16 protein-coding genes are annotated in these 17,529 nt (G+C 47.3%); 4 read left to right on the top strand and 12 right to left on the bottom strand.

What is annotated here, in order from left to right:
• Positions 1-105: 105 nt before the first annotated feature.
• The 5 genes from BLU47_RS10975 to BLU47_RS10960 all read right to left on the bottom strand — a co-directional run bounded on the left by BLU47_RS10975 (position 106) and on the right by BLU47_RS10960 (position 4,287).
• Positions 106-582: a CYTH domain-containing protein gene (locus tag BLU47_RS10975; RefSeq protein WP_091962482.1), complete on the bottom strand. Its 477-nt coding sequence runs from the start codon at positions 580-582 to the stop codon at positions 106-108.
• Positions 583-726, bottom strand: a complete 144-nt coding sequence (locus tag BLU47_RS14825) for a hypothetical protein (RefSeq protein ID WP_176780554.1) — start codon at positions 724-726, stop codon at positions 583-585. It lies immediately after the preceding gene.
• 165 nt (positions 727-891) lie between these two features.
• Positions 892-2,013 (bottom strand): peptide chain release factor 2, encoded by a 1,122-nt coding sequence (gene prfB / locus BLU47_RS10970; RefSeq protein ID WP_091962478.1) that lies wholly within the window; start codon positions 2,011-2,013, stop codon positions 892-894.
• A 50-nt stretch (positions 2,014-2,063) separates the two neighbouring features.
• The gene (locus BLU47_RS10965) at positions 2,064-2,426 is read right to left on the bottom strand and encodes a four helix bundle protein (protein ID WP_091962475.1); all 363 of its coding nucleotides are present in this window, start codon (positions 2,424-2,426) and stop codon (positions 2,064-2,066) included.
• 52 nt (positions 2,427-2,478) lie between these two features.
• The gene (locus BLU47_RS10960) at positions 2,479-4,287 is read right to left on the bottom strand and encodes an AMP-dependent synthetase/ligase (protein WP_091962472.1); all 1,809 of its coding nucleotides are present in this window, start codon (positions 4,285-4,287) and stop codon (positions 2,479-2,481) included.
• A 203-nt stretch (positions 4,288-4,490) separates the two neighbouring features.
• Here BLU47_RS10960 and BLU47_RS10955 point away from each other — a divergent pair, with 203 nt between their 5' ends.
• On the top strand, positions 4,491-5,543 hold the full coding sequence (locus BLU47_RS10955; protein WP_091962470.1) for a M20 family metallo-hydrolase: 1,053 nt from the start codon (positions 4,491-4,493) through the stop codon (positions 5,541-5,543).
• A 122-nt stretch (positions 5,544-5,665) separates the two neighbouring features.
• On the opposite strand, the gene BLU47_RS10950 is transcribed toward BLU47_RS10955, so the two are convergent.
• The 4 genes from BLU47_RS10950 to dut are packed head-to-tail and all read right to left on the bottom strand — an operon-like array spanning position 5,666 to position 10,396.
• Positions 5,666-7,246: a murein hydrolase activator EnvC family protein gene (locus BLU47_RS10950; protein WP_091962467.1), complete on the bottom strand. Its 1,581-nt coding sequence runs from the start codon at positions 7,244-7,246 to the stop codon at positions 5,666-5,668.
• Positions 7,247-7,255: 9 nt separating this feature from the next.
• A complete protein-coding gene (locus BLU47_RS10945; protein WP_091962464.1) occupies positions 7,256-8,188 on the bottom strand; it encodes a lipoprotein insertase outer membrane protein LolB1 in 933 nt (310 codons plus the stop codon).
• Positions 8,185-9,906: a tetratricopeptide repeat protein gene (locus BLU47_RS10940; protein ID WP_091962605.1), complete on the bottom strand. Its 1,722-nt coding sequence runs from the start codon at positions 9,904-9,906 to the stop codon at positions 8,185-8,187. Before BLU47_RS10940 ends, BLU47_RS10945 begins: the two co-directional genes overlap by 4 nt.
• A 52-nt stretch (positions 9,907-9,958) precedes the next feature.
• Entirely contained in the window at positions 9,959-10,396 is a 438-nt protein-coding gene (dut, locus tag BLU47_RS10935; protein ID WP_091962460.1) for a dUTP diphosphatase, read from the bottom strand.
• Positions 10,397-10,546: 150 nt separating this feature from the next.
• On the opposite strand from dut, the gene BLU47_RS10930 reads away from it, so the two are divergent.
• On the top strand, positions 10,547-11,887 hold the full coding sequence (locus BLU47_RS10930; RefSeq protein WP_091962602.1) for a deoxyguanosinetriphosphate triphosphohydrolase: 1,341 nt from the start codon (positions 10,547-10,549) through the stop codon (positions 11,885-11,887).
• Here the strand turns inward: BLU47_RS10930 and BLU47_RS10925 are convergent.
• Genes BLU47_RS10925 through BLU47_RS10915 form a run of 3 tightly spaced genes read right to left on the bottom strand, consistent with a single transcriptional unit; the run spans position 11,884 to position 15,964 of the window.
• Positions 11,884-14,106, bottom strand: a complete 2,223-nt coding sequence (locus BLU47_RS10925) for a hypothetical protein (RefSeq protein WP_143025547.1) — start codon at positions 14,104-14,106, stop codon at positions 11,884-11,886. The two genes, BLU47_RS10930 and BLU47_RS10925, sit on opposite strands and share 4 nt — an antisense overlap.
• A 13-nt stretch (positions 14,107-14,119) precedes the next feature.
• Complete coding sequence (locus BLU47_RS10920) at positions 14,120-15,112, bottom strand: GNAT family N-acetyltransferase (protein ID WP_091962453.1); 993 nt, start codon at positions 15,110-15,112, stop codon at positions 14,120-14,122.
• Positions 15,113-15,136: 24 nt separating this feature from the next.
• Positions 15,137-15,964: a glycerol acyltransferase gene (locus BLU47_RS10915; protein ID WP_091962451.1), complete on the bottom strand. Its 828-nt coding sequence runs from the start codon at positions 15,962-15,964 to the stop codon at positions 15,137-15,139.
• Between the two features lie 190 nt (positions 15,965-16,154).
• Here BLU47_RS10915 and mraZ point away from each other — a divergent pair, with 190 nt between their 5' ends.
• Both mraZ and rsmH read left to right on the top strand, forming a co-directional pair.
• Positions 16,155-16,610: a division/cell wall cluster transcriptional repressor MraZ gene (mraZ, locus tag BLU47_RS10910; protein WP_091962448.1), complete on the top strand. Its 456-nt coding sequence runs from the start codon at positions 16,155-16,157 to the stop codon at positions 16,608-16,610.
• Between the two features lie 4 nt (positions 16,611-16,614).
• The gene (gene rsmH / locus BLU47_RS10905; protein WP_091962599.1) at positions 16,615-17,529 is read left to right on the top strand and encodes a 16S rRNA (cytosine(1402)-N(4))-methyltransferase RsmH; all 915 of its coding nucleotides are present in this window, start codon (positions 16,615-16,617) and stop codon (positions 17,527-17,529) included.

Below are 17,529 nucleotides of genomic sequence, written 5' to 3'. Positions count from 1 at the left end.
TCCATGAAAGGCAAATAAGGATGACGTTTTTTTAACTAAATTTAGACGTACGAGAAGTTTAAGAGGTAAGAATTAAGAGGTGAGAGGTAAGAGGTGAGAGGCAAATCACAGAGACCAATTACAATAGGGGTTGGCACGCAACTGACTATTGTAGTAGCGTCGGTCTCCAGTAACCTCTTTCCCGATGAAATGGGGCTTTTTGAACAGTTCATCTTCATGATGGAGTTCTACTTCAGCCACAACAAGACCTGCGTTCTCACCATGAAACTCATCAACTTCGAAGGTGTGAGGGCCATTTTTCACCAGCCAACGGGTCTTGTCGATAATGCCCGACTCGCAGAGTTGCATCATCTGAAGACCATCGTCGAGGGGTATCTCGCGTTCGAATTCGTAACGCGAGAGTCCACCATTCAGACTGGGCCCCTTAATAGTAAGGTACGCGCGTTCATCTCTTATACGTACACGTACCGTACGGCCACGCTCACTGCAGATATATCCCTGCTGAATGTGGCTCTTAGAAAAAGCCTCGTGCTTGAACGAGTCGTCAAGCACGAGGAATTTGCGTTCAATTTCCTGTGCCATTTATGACATCATGATGCTAGCCCAGAATGCATATAACACGCCAAGGACAATAAGTATTCCAATAATCCACATAATCAGATTACGTCCTTTTTCTTCCTGTTTCTTTGCGTAAGCTTCTTTCTTCGCGTTTACTTTCTTGTTCATAATGTTTTAAAATTAGTAATGAGTAATTAGTAATGAGTAATTATGATTACCCTGCTATCACCAACAACCACATTACATGTTTTACTATTTAGTTATTTAACTCTATATATTCGTCCTTATTTTCAACCTCCAAACAAATCATAATTACTAATTACTCATTGCTAATTACTCATTATCAACTGAAGGAAATTCCATGAGGTATGCCTTGATGAAATCGTCGATTTTACCGTCCATCACACCATCAACATCAGAAGTCTGATAATTCGTACGGTGGTCCTTGACACGACGGTCATCGAAGACATAGCTTCGAATCTGGCTGCCCCACTCTATCTTCTTCTTGCCAGCCTCAATCTTAGCCTGTGCCTCCAGGCGCTTCTGCATGGCACGATCGTAGAGCTGTGAGCGGAGCAAAGCCATTGCGCGCTCCTTGTTCTTAGGCTGGTCACGCGTCTCCGTATTCTCAATCAGGATTTCTTCCTCCTCACCGGTATCAGGATCGGTATACCAATAGCGCAAGCGAACACCTGATTCCACCTTGTTGACGTTCTGACCACCCGCACCGGAGCTGCGGAAGGTGTCCCAGGAGAGTTTGGCTGGGTCGACATACACTTCAATGGTATCGTCGACCAAGGGAGACACGAAGACAGAAGCGAATGACGTCATGCGCTTACCCTGCGCGTTATAAGGCGACACACGTACCAGACGATGGACGCCATTCTCTGACTTCAGATAACCATAGGCGAACTCACCACCCTCTATCTGCATGGTGACACTCTTGATGCCTGCCTCGTCACCATCCTGTAAGTTGGCAATGCTCACCTTATAGCCATGCGCCTCTGCCCAACGCTGATACATACGCATAAGCATCTGTGCCCAGTCTTGAGCCTCAGTACCACCTGCACCGGAATTAATCTTCAGCACGGCATCCATGGGATCTTCCTTCTGGCGAAGCATGTTCTTGAGTTCCAAGGCCTCGATGGCCTCTATCGCCATGGCATAGTTGTGGTCCACCTCTTGCTCGGTAACCATCTCCTCCTTATAGAAGTCGAAAGCCAGCTGAAGCTCATCGGCAGCAGTACGTACGGCCTGATAGCCATCAATCCATTTCTTGATGGCCTTCACCTTCTTCATCTGCTCCTCGGCACGCTTCTGGTCTTCCCAGAAGTCGGGAGCCTGTGTGCGAAGGTCCTCCTCCTCGAATTCAATCTTCTTTTCGTCTATCTTCAGATACTTGTACAGCGCATCAGCACGGTCAAGGACGTCTTTTAACTGGTCGGATGTTATCATATTTAATGAGTAATTAGTAATGAGTAATGAGTAATTATGATTACTCTTGCTCACCCATTTTTTACCGTTCCTGTTATACTCGTTAATAATTTAATTATCTCTTCACTATCTATATTAATAGATTCATATTCTTTCTCTGTCAAAATACCGCACGAATTAAGACGTCCAAGCCAATAATGAGTTTCATTTGCCTCCTTGAGAGCAATAGTCATCTTTGTCAAAAAGTCAGCTCGACTTTGGGCATATTGACTCTCTGCGACATTAGCACCCACACTTGTCCCGCTACGATATATTTGATTGATCATATCCTTATCGCCTGTCTTTTTTTTAGATAAGTATTTACACATTTTGATTATTCTATCAGCGAACTTTTCAGATTTCTTGACGATAACATTCTCACGCCTTTCCTGCATAGTAAACAAATCATAATTACTAATTACTCATTACTAATTACTCATTATAGAACTATTCTTGATACATCGCTTCGATTTGTTCCTTATAGTTTTCGTTCAAAACGCGGCGACGGATCTTCAGTGTGTTGGTGAGTTCACCTTTCTCCATGGACAGGTGGTGAGGCAACAGGGTGAAGCGCTTGACCTGTTCGTAGTGAGCCAGCTGCTGCTGAAGGGTATCGATGCGTTCCTTCATCATCTGGATGATGCGAGGATCAGCACAGAGTTGTTCGCGGTTCTCAAAGCTGATACCATGCTCACGAGCATACTCCTCTAATAACGAATAAACGGGGATGATGAGTGCTGAGACGAACTTACGCTGGTCTGCAATAACGGCTATCTGGTCGATGAACTTATCTACCAGTAACTTTGACTCTATCATCTGCGGTGCGATATACTTACCATTGGAAGTCTTGAAGAGGTCCTTGATGCGCTCCTTCAAGAACAGCTCACCATCCTTCAGGTAGCCAGCATCACCTGTCTTGAAATAGCCATCGTCAGTGAAGGCTGCCTTCGTCAAATCCTCACGGTTATAGTAGCCAGTGGTAATCGTCGGGCCTTTGAGCAACACCTCATCATTCTCACCAATGCGGATGCTGATACCTTCGATGGGAATGCCGACGCCACCCACTGTCCAAGGCTTGCCCAGATGGTTACAACTGACTGTAGCCAATGACTCTGTGAGGCCATAGCCAACAATCATATTAATACCGATGGAATGGACAAATTCCTCCACATGAGCAGAAACGGCTGCGCCTGCGGTGGGGAAGAAATGGGCATTCTCCAGTCCCAACTCCTTACGAACGAGTGAGAACACAGTACGGTTCAGCATCTCATATTCCAGATGAAGGGCTACTGGCGGTTTCTTGCCAAGGCTGAGGTATTCGATGTTATGCCTGCGTCCTACGGAGAGCGCATGGCGGAAGAGCTTACGCTGTACGGCACTGGAGTGCTCGATCTTATCCATCACACCCATATAGACCTTCTCCCAGAAACGGGGGACAGCGGACATACAGGTCGGATGGGTCTCACGCATGGACTGCTGTACCTCCTGCGGATGGGTATTGACAATCATGGTAGCACCTTCCGTCAGGGCAAGGATAGCCCATCCACGTTCGAAGATATGGGTGTAGGGCAAGAAATTCATGACACGATCCTTCTCACCTACGGGCACACACTTGTCATTAGCCTCGAAGGCTGCATGGAACTGTCCGTGCGTCAGGATGACACCCTTAGAATCGCCTGTCGTACCACTGGTATAGAGGATGTTGGCAATATCATCATAAGAAGCTTCCTTCTGCAGAGCCTCCACCTCCGTCTGACGAGGCAAGTTCTCACCCAGCTTCAAGAAGTCGCTGAAATAGATTGCATTGGGGTCATGTGTGGAGATATGCACCATGGGATCGTAGACAATGATACGTTCCAAAGTCGGACAGAGTGAGAAAGCCCGCCGCGCCTTGTCATACTGGTCCTGTTCGCCTACAAAGAGGAAACGCACCTTGGCGTCGTTGACCATGAACTGGATCTGCTGCTCTGACGAGGTGGCATAGAACGGAATCGTAACGGCACGAATTCCCCAGGCTCCGAAGTCACATTCGATATACTGCACTGAGTTATTGGAGAAAATACCGATATTCTCCTGCACTTTTACGCCCAGGTTCAACAAGGCATTGGACACCTGTTTCACCGTGGCAGAAACCTGATTCCACGACAACGACTTCCACTCCTTGCCGCCAAAATCCTGATAAATCAACATCTCGCGGTCACCATACTTCTTGGCTTGTTCGTGCAACAGCACTGACATGTGGCAATTTGTCTGCATAAGCTCTCCTTATATTTATTAATTAGGTGCAAAGGTACGAATAAGTGAGCAAAAATGCAAATAAATTTGCAATTTTCCGAACGTGAGTACCGAAGACGGAGTCAAAGGTAATAATAATAAATGAGAAATGAGAAATGAGAAGTGAGAAATTTAAATGAAAAATGAAAAATGGAAGTGAAAAATTTCGTATCTTTGCAGCAGTTATGGACATGAAGCAATATACAAACGATGCCGTTGAGCTGCTCAAGCAACTCATCAAGACACCATCAGTGAGCCGCGAAGAAGCACAGGCTGCTGATGTTTTTTGCGATTTCATCGGAAAATGGGGCCTCCCCTTCCAGCGTATTGGAAACAACATCCTGATACAGGAGAACATTGACCCCAATAAGCCGACCTTGTTGCTTAACGCTCACATCGACACCGTGAAACCTGTGGCTACATGGACGCGCGACCCCTATTCGCCCACTGTGGAGGGGGACCGCCTCTATGGATTAGGCGCCAACGACTGCGGAGGGGGCTTAGTCAGTCTTTTACAGGTTTATCGTATTTTAAGGAACGAGAATATACCTTACAACTTAGTATACCTTGCTTCATGCGAAGAGGAGGTGAGCGGTCAGAATGGTTTCTCGCTCGCACTGCCACACCTGCCCAAGATTGACGTGGCTATCGTTGGTGAACCGACAGGCATGCACCCTGCCATTGCAGAGAAAGGGCTGATGGTCATTGACGGAATTGCTCGTGGAAAGAGTGGACATGCTGCACGCGACGAAGGGGTAAACGCCATCTATGAAGCTTTAGACGACCTGGTGTGGCTACGCGACTATCGTTTCAAGAAAGAGAGTCCACTATTAGGACCTACGAAGATGACTGTGACAGTCATCAACAGCGGCACACAACACAACGTGGTGCCCGACGAGTGTCGTTTTGTCATTGATGTGCGCACCAACGAGTACTACCAGAACGAATACCTTTTTGCATTTTTGCAGAAACACATGAAGAAATGCGAATTGAAGGCTCGCTCGTTCCGGCTGTCCTCATCACACATTCCCCTAGGAAATCCGTTGGTACAGAAAAGCATCAAGATGGGCATGGTACCCTTTGGTTCCCCCACCCTAAGCGACCAAGCGCTGATGCCCTTCCTCTCACTGAAACTCGGTCCAGGAGAAAGCAGTCGGAGTCACAGTGCGGACGAGTTCATTTGCATTTCAGAGATAGAGAAGGCTATTTCCACTTATGTGGAATTAATTAGTAATTAGTAATGAGTAATGAGTAATGAGTAATTATGATATGTTTAAGCACAGAACACATACAGTTAAAGATGCGCATATTCCGCCACAAAGGTAATCATAATTACTAATTACTCATTACTCATTAGAAATTATCTTCCCAACCAACTTTCGGGATTCAGCTTTGCCGTCTCACGTCGCAACTGGAACTGTAAGATATTGTCCTGACCAACACGTCCCAGGATCTGGCGAGTGCTTACCCGCTGTCCTCTGCGAACACTGACACTGGACAAGTTACAGTAGACGGAGATATAACTGCCATGGCGTACCATCACAACGACCGTTCCACCAAAGCTGAACACAGCACTGACCTCGCCATCGAAGATGCTACGAGCCTGAGAACCTGCCTCACCCTTAATATTAATACCTTTGTTATCAAGGGTTACATTCTTCAATCCTTCGACATTATACTGACCAAAGTGGCTGACGATGCGATAAGGACCGGTGATGGGAATGGGCAGTCTGCCACGATTGTTCTCGAAACTGCCACTAATACGCATATCCTCTGAGGGTACACGCAATGCCTCCTCTGCCTCTTTGCGGGCAGAAGCCACCTCCTTGGCATGAGCACGTGCCTCCTCGTCAGCCCTGCGCTCTGCAGCCAAACGGCTTTCCTCTGCCTCACGAGCTCTGCGCTCAGCATCCTCCTTCTCTTTTTTATTCTTGGCGGCCAATGCCAATCGCTTGGCCTCTGCCTCACGAGCCTTGGCTTCAGCAATACGACGCTCGTTCTCACGCGCAGCTTTCTCGGCCTCCGCTTTCCTACGTGCCAGTTCTGCAGCGCGCTTCTTAGCAGCCTCAGCCTCCGCACGACGCTTGGCCTCTGCTGCAGCACGGGCCTTCTGTCTAGCCACCTCCTCAGCAATCAAGCGATCAATCTGTGCGTTGAGCGCAGCATCTTTCTTTTTCTGTTCTGCGATGATGCCTTGAATGGTCTTCTGCTCTTTTTGCAGTGTCTTTACAACATTCTGCTGTTCAGCCTGCTTGCCTTCCAGTGACTTGCGCTCACGCTCACCTTCTGCCAAGAGATTAGACTTCTGGCGCTTAGCATAACTGATTTGCTGCAGTTGTCCGTCGACGACCTGCTGTTGGGCCTTGACCTTATCACCCTGAACATGCTGATAGGCAGCATACTCACGCATGAAACGTATACGACGGAACATCTGTGTCAAGTTGTCAGCACTGAAGACAAACATCAGCTGACTGTGAGTGGAACGATTACGGTGCAGGTAACGCATGGACTTGACGTACTGCTTCTTGCATTCCGTCAGGTCTGCCTGCAAATGTTCCAATTGTAAGCACAGCCGTTCTATCTCCACATCCAGCTGACTGATGTTACGACGAATTGTGTCAATAGCACGACGCTTTCCCTCAATCTCAGTGTTGATGATCATGAGGTTCTGCAAGCGCTTGTTCACATCCTGTTGGTTTGTTCGCAAGCGTTGCTCCTGTTCTTTAATTTTCTGTTGGATTTTCTGTCGCTGGCTTTGCAAAGACTGCACAGAAGGTGTTGTAGTCGCTTTCTTCGCAGTAGAGGTTTTTCCTGACTTACGCGTTTTCTTGGACTGTACAACCGTTTTCTTTGCAGTGGTCCGCCTAGCGCTTTTTCTCTGTTGCGCATAGGGGGCCATTGCAAAGGACAGCAACAATAATATGAGAGTTAACCGCTTCATTCGCCTTGTTTAAAGAGCCATGAAACGGCGCAGGATCTCATCAATCTCCACCTGGCGATACTTGCCTGACAACTCGGTACGAGTCTCCCAGTTGTCTTCGCTGCCCAGGTAGTTGAGAACCATATCGAACTTGATATCTTTCTTTGGTGTGTTAAAGATAACCTTATGCGTCATGGGGAAAGCTTTAGACCTGCCATCCTCTTTACGGAAGTCCTCGTAGTCCCAGTTCAGCTGGTAGTTGCCACGATACTTGTCTTCATACTTGATGTTAGCCATCTTCACCTGTGCCTCAGAATGGTCTGCCAGCCAACGGTAGGACAGCTTTCCATCCTCCAAGGCAATGACGACGTCATCATCAGCACCAGCCTCAGCGCGGAAGCTCTTCAGGTGGGAGTCAAGAAGACGAGTCTTGCCCGGCTGGAAAAGCTCGTTCCAGAACAGCGACTGGAGCACATAGAAGTCGATATTGCTATTACGCAGGAAGTCAAGCTGTGAATAAGGCACTTTCAGGTACTGCTTGTTGATGCGGTCGATAATCAGCACATAGTCCGGTGTGAACTCCAGACGACCTGCCTCTACGAAACCGAAAGCCATCAACTGCAAACGAATCACGTCGTCACGTTTCATCTTCAGGTTACCTGTCAAGGTCATCTGCTGATTACCCACCTCAACAGAGAACTTAATCTTGGAAGTGATAAAACGGGCGAATTGCGCATTGTCGTTTACATGCTGCAAGAAGGTCTGACGCTGTACAGAGTCCGTAAGGTCGGACGTCTGAGCGGCAAACGACGCTGAAGAGGATTTTTTCTTAGACTGGTTTGCAGTCTGTTCACTCTGCTGATCACCACGCTGGCGACCCAAACCCTTTGATGAGCTACATGAGGTAGCTAACATCAGTGCAGCCATACAGGCAGTCACTGACAACAAACGTAACGTTCTCATTCTTTTAGATATTTTCTAAGTTTAATTTTTCTTATAAGTACTTGTTTATGGTTTCCTACTATTTCCTTATCACCGTCGGAACGTGCCAACGCGCCTTCCCAGAAGGCAACGGCTTTCTCGACATCACCAGCATGATAATAGATATCACCGGCATGTTCCAGAAGTACTGCAGACGAGTCGGAGTCGTTCTGCAGGGTCTGATCAATATAGATACGGGCTTCGCTGTATCGTTTCTGCATGAAGAGTATCCATGCATAGGTATCAAGATAAGTGGCATTCTTCGGTTCTGCCTTGATGGTACGGTACGACATCTGCTCTGCCTTGTCCAACTGTATCCCTTTCACACTCAGGTAATAGGCATAGTTGTTCAGACACCCGATATTATCTTCCTTCCATTGGAGACATGAGTCATAGGCTGCGAAAGCCTCACGGTCCATTCCCTTCTGATGCATGATATCACCCATGACAGCATAAAAATCACTGACAATGGCCGGGTCGCTCTGTTGGGTTATCACTCCTATGCCATTCTGGAAGGCATCAAGAGCTTCATCCAACCGGTTTTCCTGATAATAGGCTATGCCCTGATAGTAATAGAAAGCCATTTCATCGGGATTATACTGACGTGCCTCCCGACAAAGCGTAATGACACGATCACGATCTTCTGCCTGCCAGGCATAGCTGACGAGTTGCAAGCGGGCTGCCGCATTGTCGGGAGCGATGCGCAAGGCTTGATACAGCACTGGGGCAATGCTGTCGTTAGGCATCTTCTTCAAATTCATATAGGTCGCACAGAAAAGGGCCAAGTCTGCATCACTCTGGGGTTTTGCGAGCATCTGATGAAACAAGTGCAGCACACGGGTAGAATCTCCTCCCTGTTGCTCACTCTCACCAATGACCTGACGCATCAATGTCACACGATCCTCCGTTGACGCAGTCCTGCTCAACAAGATACTTTCTATCAACTTGTTGGCGGCTGCGGTATCATGCTGCTCATTATAATGTGCGAGCATCGCCATCTTAGCATTACGGTTATCCGGGTCTTCCTGCAGAATGGCTTCATAGATTGCCAGTGCCTTCTTTTGCTGACCGTTTACATAAAGCGTGTTCCCGTACAGACAGCGGTAGTTATTATCATTAGGATATTGGTCTGCGAGCTTCTTCATCTCAGCAATCGCAGCCTTCTTGTCACCTTTCTGTGTATAGAGAGAACTCTTGGCAAACGACAGGCGTTCACTCTTACCCTCGGCAATTTCCAGTCTGTTCAGCGTACGTATCGCGTTATCATAGTCCTGTTGCTGTTCGTAGAGCTGTACCAAGATGCCCAAGATATCGTCACGGCTATGGTCCTTGTCATAAAGCTTCTCCATCATGTCGATGCCTTCAGCATACTGTCTCTGACTGATATAGATACGCCCTAACGTTTCCAGATAGGTGACATTCGAAGGTTCCAGTTCCACACATTTCCTGGAATACGCCAGTGCAGTGTCCTTCTGCTTCAATGCCGCATAGTATTGAGCCAGATAATAGTAAGCTTCAGAACGCGTTGAGTCAATCTCCACACAACGGCGAAAGATGTCGAAAGCACTGTCGTTATTACCTTTCTCCCGTTGGCAGACAGCCTCCAGAAAAAGTGCATCATATCGCTGTGAGGTGAGTGTATGACCAGTCGGATTAACCTGCGCATCACAAGTCAACCCTACCCATAAACCGATTATCATCAAAAAAGATTTCATCACGATTCGCTCACTTCTCACATTGATTTCCAATAACTTATTTGACTCCGGTATGTCCGTAGCCTCCTTCACCGCGCTCCGTCTCGTCCAGCGTCTCGACAGTCACCAAGGCAGCTTGCTCATAGCGGGCAATCACCAGCTGGGCAATACGTTCCCCATCGTTGACCACAAAGTCGTCTTGTGAAAGATTAACCAACACAACACCTATCTCACCACGATAATCTGCATCGATCGTCCCTGGCGAGTTAAGCACTGTCAGACCATGCTTCAGAGCCAGACCACTACGAGGACGCACCTGTGCCTCATAGCCTTCGGGGAGAGCTATATGCAGACCGGTAGGAATCAGGCGCCGCTCCAAGGGATGCAATACGATTGGCTCAGCAAGATTGGCCCTTAGGTCCATACCAGCACTTTGGGCTGTTGCATAAGCAGGAAGTTGTTGATGTCCACGGTTGACTACTTGAATTTTTACCATAAAATATTTCTATTCTATTATAAATAATGTGCAAAGTTAAATATTTCTTTTTAAATAACCATCATTTTTTCTATAATTTGCACGTTTTTATTAATAAATTATAAGAAAGTTTGGTTTTCTTGCCACTTATTTGTACCTTTGATGCTCGTTATGGAATGGAAACAATTGATATCAAACAAGCGGTTAGGACAGGAGCACCAACACACAGAACGGCATGATGACCGTACAGAATTCAAACGTGATTACGACAGGTTGATTTTCTCTGCACCGTTCCGTCGTCTGCAAAACAAAACACAGGTATTCCCCCTACCAGGCAGTATCTTCGTACACAACCGGCTGACCCATTCACTGGAAGTTGCCAGTGTCGGCATGTCGTTGGGTAACGACGTGTCACAACATATCATTCAGGAGAAACGAGGGGAACTACAAGGAACCCTGTTTGAACAGATAGGACAAATTGTATCCACCGCCTGCCTGGCTCACGACCTGGGCAACCCACCTTTTGGGCATTCTGGAGAGAAAGCTATTCAAACATTCTTTACCGAAGGAGCCGGAAATGCGTTAAAAACAAAGGTTTCATCGATGTTCTGGGATGACATCACCCACTTCGAAGGTAATGCCAACGCCTTCAGACTACTGACGCATCAGTTCAAAGGACGACGGGTTGGCGGATTCGTAATGACCTATTCCACGCTTGCCAGCATCGTCAAATATCCCTATGCTTCATCAGCAGCCAGCAAAAAGGGGAAGTTTGGCTTTTTTCAAAGCGAGCAGGAATACTTCCAAAGGATTGCCGATGAAATGGGTATAATCTGCAAGTCGAAACCAGGAGAACCACTGCGCTACGCACGTCATCCACTGGTTTATTTGGTGGAGGCTGCCGACGACATCTGCTATGAGATTATGGACATAGAAGACGCGCACAAACTGAAAATCCTGTCCTATCAAGAAACAGAGGATTTGCTATTGGGATTCTTTGATGAAGAAAACAGGCAGAAGATCCTCAACCGTATCACTAAAGAGCAGCTAGAAGACACCAACGAGAAAGTGGTATACATGCGAGCCTGTGTGATTGGGAAACTGGAGAATGAATGTGCCAAAACATTCGTAGAACACGAAGAAGAAATCCTAAACGGAACCTTCGAGGGCTCATTAATCGACCATATCAACGAGTTGCAACGAGGAGCTTACAAACGGTGCGCCAAACTGTCGATGGAACGTATCTATCGCAGCCGACCCGTACTTGACGTGGAACTGTCGGGTTATAAAATTATGGCTACCCTGATGGAGCAGATGACAGAGGCCGTAATGCATCCCGACCGCTACTACTCGCAACAACTTATCGACCGCGTCAGTTCACAATATGACATCAACAGCGACGACCTGGAGACACGCATGATGGCGGTCATTGACTACATTGCCGGTATGACCGACGTTTATGCATTGGACGTCTATCAGAAAATAAACGGTATCTCCTTGCCTATCATCTAATGCCAGCAGACTGTCAACCTGTGCAGCATCGTCGTGCTTTCACCACACGAACCAGTATGCTGAATATGTACACCCCCAAACGAATTAGCGGGTACCTGCGCCTTAAGGGACACCTCATGAGGGAGTTGCGAACCAGAGGGCCGAGGTGTCACAGTAGTGACATGAGCGGTTAGCTCATTGCCGGTGAAATGGAGCGAAATAGTACAGCCTGTAAGATAACAGGTAGCGGAGACAGGGGCAGAAATCTCTGTAACAATGCCTTGATCGTAGCGCACTAACAGAAAGTCAACAGCATTAGCGTATTTCTTGGTTCGTATCATACGGAGCCCATAACCTGTCAGGGTACGGGTATCAAATTTCAAGCATACATCCATATACTGTCCCGTAGCAGATCCAAAGCCCTGACCTGCCGTTTTCGTCGGATCAACCAGCAATTCCAATGACATATCGCCATATTGTCGCAAAACCGGAGTGTACCGTAGGCGAGCACCTCGCTGGGCTTGCAAAAGGCCCATTCCAACGGCGCCATTGAATCCTTTCGCATATTCCCACATTGGCTTATTGGTATTGAAAGACCATGGATATTCGCTCGTATCAGCGGGCTTAAAGCCATCTACAGTCCATACTCCCTCTGCGACGACGGGCTGCCAATCGCAATAGAAATGGCTAAAGTCAGTCTCTAAAGTATGCTGTTGAGGAGTACGTTTAACTTGCACTTGACAGGTGATCGGTTCTCCCTCATCACTTCGTTTCAGCTTTGGCGAAATCACTGTTTTCAGCATATGCCCACGATCACCAGGTTGAAGGCGATAGCTACGTGCGGGACTGCCATGGCTGGCAGCAACAGGTATGGAGTCTCGATACCACGTGATGCGCGAGTCGTCGCTTTCCATTTTGGCATTCAACGTATAAGACAAGATCGCTTCCTCGCGCGTGATGCGAAGTTTAGGATTACGCACTTTTGGTGGTGGCAACTGCGATGGTTTAACCGTTACAAGACATGCTGCCTCTCGTCCATCCTCCGTAGTTGCTGAGATACAGAAATCAACGTTTTCATCGGTATGATTTACAGGAACAACAGCAACAGAACAGGCATCAATAGGTATGAGTGCGACATAAGACTCAAAGCCCTTGTCAACATGCCAACGAACAGGTTCTGGACATGTTAACCGCAAGGTATCACGGGCTGTCATTAGCGTCGCCTCATGCTGACTGACTCCCAGGAAGGGAGCCTCACGGGGATAAGTAGCTAACCTATTTGTCTGTATCGTGTTTTGCGGCTGACGATTTCCTATAACATAAGGTTTCCCATTGAGCGTAAAATGATGCTGATAACAGCGTAACCAGGGTTGAGGGTAAGCCGTCCAACCGATATAGACACTATCAGAGGGGGCATGGTAACGACAGTCTATAACGGTAACAGGTCCTCCTTGTTTGGTGAAGTACAGTTCACGACTATTACTCTTTGCATAGAAATCGCAGTCAATGAACATAGCACCACGACCGAAGGTACTCCAGAAAGGTTTCTGACCATAAAAGTCAAAATCACAATGACGATAAATCGCCGTACCATTCAAGGCATCATCAGTACTCTCAAAATGGCAATCCTCATAATAAGAATAACGGGCACCATTCAACGGGTTAAGGTTAAGACGACTTATAAAACGAACCCGATGAGCTATCAGACTGTCACCATGCACGTAACCAACATGAGCCTGCGTGATAGCATCACTTCGTTTAGGGCGATTTAATCGGGGATTGAGAGGATAAACCAAATCTACGTTGCAGTAGTTTCCCATCGTCATATTCTCCACATACATATTCTTCACCCAGAAGTCGAACATGGTAAAATTCCCCACAGCGCCCTGAGTCTGTCCTCGCTGGGAAGCGAGCACAACGTCCTCAGGCTTTTCCCCCAGTCCGATGAGGCGCAGATAGCCACCATGAACCGTCATGCCAAAGGGAACACGCCCGTCCTTTCCGACTCTCACCTCCGGGTCATCAGGATCATCAATCCAATAGACACCTGGACGGATATAAACCGTCATCGGGTTTTGGGGAGAACCTTCTTTCAGATGAGCCACAGCCTCCTGAAAGGACCTGTATACATAAGGGATAGCAGAAACAGCCTCCGCGTCAACCATGACATGAAGGGAGTCGAGGCTCTGCCCCAGAGCCACTGTGGGCAAAAGAGCCCACCACAGCAAAAAGTGTCGCATGACAGTTTAGTTTTTAGTCTTTTTCCTTATAGATAATCTTGTTAGCACCAGAGGTAATTTTCAGTTCGTCACGATGTTCAGCAATAAATGTATCAATATGGCGTTTCCTTTTGTTTTCAAAGATTTCATCGATAGCGATAAGGATTCCGGTCTCCTCCACATCACCAAAACCATAGTTGATAGCTGTTCCGAATAGTTTCATGGTTGGCGACAGACTCATATAGGCATTGACCAGAGGAGGAATATTGTAACCCAACAGGCGAATCTCACGATTCAGGATAAGATAATCCTCCTTGAAGTTCTTACCACTAAAAAGGGTTTCGAGTTCCTGGGGATTAGTCTCCAATTCCAATGGTTTCATCGGAATAATCAGGTTCTCTTTGTCATCAAAATACTTCTTCAGGAAATAGAGAATCATGTCACGTCCCTTACGAATATATGAGGGATACATGGTCATCTTTCCGAAATAAAAGCGTACATTAGGACGGACTACTGTCAAAGCGCCTAAGCCATCCCACAGGTTATCAAGGGCAAAAAGACTCTTTGCCCCCATGCGTGAAGACTGGTAAGGCAAAGATACGAAGGATCGTCCCAGTTCTACGGTCTGAGGGGCATACTCCCGTATGAACTTCTCTGAAAAATGGAACATATGACTGGTTGCCAGAATCGGTTGACCCTTCTCATCATACTCCCAGTCGGTACCTGGCAGATAACGGTAGCCACCTATAATCTCTTGCTCTTCCGGATTCCATACAATCAGTTGCTTATAGCAATTCTCACAGATATCGAATTCATCGATATCCACCTCCTTACCAGTGCCACCGCCTGCCTCGCGGAAGACAATCTCACGCAAGCGTCCGATCTCACGCATGACATTAGGCGCATTATGTGCCGTAATAATATAGATTTCATTGTGGCTCTTGTTCGTCATGCGCAACTGCTTGTCTGGAGTCAGTTCGCTTTTGAGCAATTCTTTGTTAATGGGTTGGATGATGGGCTGTTCCATTGGTTCACGCTGATGATAATTGGATTATAGAGAATAGACGATATCTTGCACATACTGTGCCCATTGTTGGGGCGACCGACTCTTGTCAAAAGTCTGCCAAGGAATGGGTTTACCTATGCAGACTTCAAAAGTCTTACCGACATTCTTGTACATTTCATCGACCAAGAAAAGCATGGCCAGATTGAAAGGAAGGAACCTGTCGCTGAAATTAGCCAGTTTATAGAAGAAGTCCGAGTTTTGGCCGCTAAAGTGAATAGGCACCACGTCACGATGATACTCTACACTTTTCTGTATAAACGTCTTCGACCAGGGGATATCACGAATCTTCCCATCCTTTTGGCGACGCGAACAAATGCCCGCAGGGTACATCAGCATGTGGTTGTCACTCTCAAATCCTGCCTTCACCATTGCTGGGAAGTTCCGACTCTGATGTCCCGTTTTATTGATAGGTATACATAGCGGTGCCAATCCTGGCAGATTCATCAGCAAGTCATTAACCAAATAACGGAAACGGGAATCAAAATGGCGACCTATGATGGCCCCTAGTGCTACGCCGTCAGCACCTCCGAGGGGATGATTGGAAACAATGGTATACAGACGACCGTCATCCTTTGCTGGGAGATTATCCATCCCTTCAACCTTCAAGGTCATCTGCAAGTATCGGACACACTCCTCCAACCATTCTGTACCAATCTTGTCACGTGATTCCCAAAGGAATGCGTTTACCTGGTCCTGATGGGCAATACGTTTCAACCAAGACACCAACGGCCTGGGCAACCATTTTGCCTTGGCGCCCATCTTTCCTTTCAGAATGCCATCAATATCTATTGTCTTCTCTGTAATCTGTCCCATTTCTCCCAGATAATACTAACAGTTTGCAAAGTTAAGTCAAATCTTTGTGAATACCTAAACTTTTTATGAAAAAAATGACGTATTTAAAGCGTTTTAAAAAATATTCACTAAAAAAAGTGGAGAAATGTGGGGGAATGTGGGGAAAAATGTTTATCTTTGCACCCAAACTTATTAAAATAAAGAAGTACGTATGCGTTTTTTAGGTAATATAGAGGCCAAGACAGACACGAAAGGGCGTGCTTTCCTGCCCGCAGCTTTCCGCAAAGTGCTGCAAGGCGGAGGCGACGAGCGGTTAGTGCTCCGAAAGGACGTCTTCCAACCTTGCCTCGTATTATATCCTGAAAGCATATGGAACGAACAGATGGACAGCTTACGTTCCAGACTAAACCGATGGAACAAGCAACATCAGCAGGTGTTCCGTCAATTTGTCAGCGAAGTGGAATTAGTCACACTTGACGGAAACGGCAGGTTCCTGATACCCAAGCGCTATCTGCGAATGGCTGACATCACCCAAGACATCAAGTTTATCGGCATGGGTGACACCATTGAGATATGGAGTAACCAGAAAGTTGAGCAGCAACAGATGAAGCCGGAAGAATTCGGACAAGCATTACAAATGCTCATGGAAGAAAACAGTGATGAGTAAAGATATGGTAACTACCGCTGAGACATATCACGTTCCTGTACTCCTACAGGAGAGTGTCGACGGGCTGGACATCCAGCCCGACGGCATTTACGTAGATGTCACCTTTGGCGGCGGCGGTCATTCCCGAGAAATACTCTCCCGCCTAGGTAAGAACGGTCATCTGTACAGCTTCGATCAGGATGCCGATGCCGAAAAGAACATCGTTGACGATGCCCGTTTCACCTTCGTGCGCAGCAACTTCAGGTATATCACCAACTGGATGCAATACTATGGCGTTGAGCATATCGACGGTTTGCTGGCCGACTTAGGGGTATCAAGCCACCATTTCGATGACGAAACGCGCGGTTTCTCCTTCCGATTCGATGCTCCACTGGACATGCGCATGAACAAACGTGCCGGACAAACGGCTGCAGACATGCTGAACAACTATACAGAGGAGCAGTTGGCTGACGTGTTCTACCTTTACGGTGAGATGAAGAATGCAAGACGCATTGCCAAAGCCATTGTGGACCACCGTCAACAGAAACCCGTTCTGACAACTGCTGACCTCAGCGAGGTCATTGAACCGCTCATGCGTTCCGAGCGCGAGAAGAAAGACCTGGCTCGCCTCTATCAAGCACTGCGGATTGAGGTCAACCATGAGATGGATGCCCTGCGCGACATGCTTCGGGGCGCCACCACACTGCTTCGTGAGGGAGGTCGCTTAAGCGTTATCACCTACCACTCATTAGAAGACCGCATCGTCAAGAACGTCATGAAGGCAGGCAATGCAGAGGGAAAGATAGAACAAGACTTCTTCGGACACATCAACAGTCCCTTCCGTCTGGTCAACAAAGTTACCGTTCCTTCCGACGAGGAACAACAACGCAACCCACGCAGTCGGAGTGCAAAACTCAGAATAGCAGAAAAGAACAAATAA

It is taken from the genome of Prevotella sp. tc2-28, from assembly GCF_900107705.1.
GTDB lineage: Bacteria > Bacteroidota > Bacteroidia > Bacteroidales > Bacteroidaceae > Prevotella.
Note: the sequence above shows the minus strand (reverse complement) of the source record. Positions and strands in the feature narration are given on the sequence as shown.

Coding starts and splice junctions, on each gene's coding strand:
- BLU47_RS10960 (WP_091962472.1), bottom strand. CDS start 4,287: ATGCAGACAAATTGCCACATGTCAGTGCTGTTGCACGAACAAGCCAAG.
- BLU47_RS14825 (WP_176780554.1), bottom strand. CDS start 726: ATGAACAAGAAAGTAAACGCGAAGAAAGAAGCTTACGCAAAGAAACAG.
- prfB (WP_091962478.1), bottom strand. CDS start 2,013: ATGATAACATCCGACCAGTTAAAAGACGTCCTTGACCGTGCTGATGCG.
- rsmH (WP_091962599.1), top strand. CDS start 16,615: ATGGTAACTACCGCTGAGACATATCACGTTCCTGTACTCCTACAGGAG.
- BLU47_RS10965 (WP_091962475.1), bottom strand. CDS start 2,426: ATGCAGGAAAGGCGTGAGAATGTTATCGTCAAGAAATCTGAAAAGTTC.
- BLU47_RS10975 (WP_091962482.1), bottom strand. CDS start 582: ATGGCACAGGAAATTGAACGCAAATTCCTCGTGCTTGACGACTCGTTC.
- BLU47_RS10945 (WP_091962464.1), bottom strand. CDS start 8,188: ATGAGAACGTTACGTTTGTTGTCAGTGACTGCCTGTATGGCTGCACTG.
- BLU47_RS10930 (WP_091962602.1), top strand. CDS start 10,547: ATGGAATGGAAACAATTGATATCAAACAAGCGGTTAGGACAGGAGCAC.
- BLU47_RS10955 (WP_091962470.1), top strand. CDS start 4,491: ATGGACATGAAGCAATATACAAACGATGCCGTTGAGCTGCTCAAGCAA.
- dut (WP_091962460.1), bottom strand. CDS start 10,396: ATGGTAAAAATTCAAGTAGTCAACCGTGGACATCAACAACTTCCTGCT.
- BLU47_RS10920 (WP_091962453.1), bottom strand. CDS start 15,112: ATGGAACAGCCCATCATCCAACCCATTAACAAAGAATTGCTCAAAAGC.
- BLU47_RS10950 (WP_091962467.1), bottom strand. CDS start 7,246: ATGAAGCGGTTAACTCTCATATTATTGTTGCTGTCCTTTGCAATGGCC.
- BLU47_RS10940 (WP_091962605.1), bottom strand. CDS start 9,906: ATGATAATCGGTTTATGGGTAGGGTTGACTTGTGATGCGCAGGTTAAT.
- BLU47_RS10925 (WP_143025547.1), bottom strand. CDS start 14,106: ATGCGACACTTTTTGCTGTGGTGGGCTCTTTTGCCCACAGTGGCTCTG.
- mraZ (WP_091962448.1), top strand. CDS start 16,155: ATGCGTTTTTTAGGTAATATAGAGGCCAAGACAGACACGAAAGGGCGT.
- BLU47_RS10915 (WP_091962451.1), bottom strand. CDS start 15,964: ATGGGACAGATTACAGAGAAGACAATAGATATTGATGGCATTCTGAAA.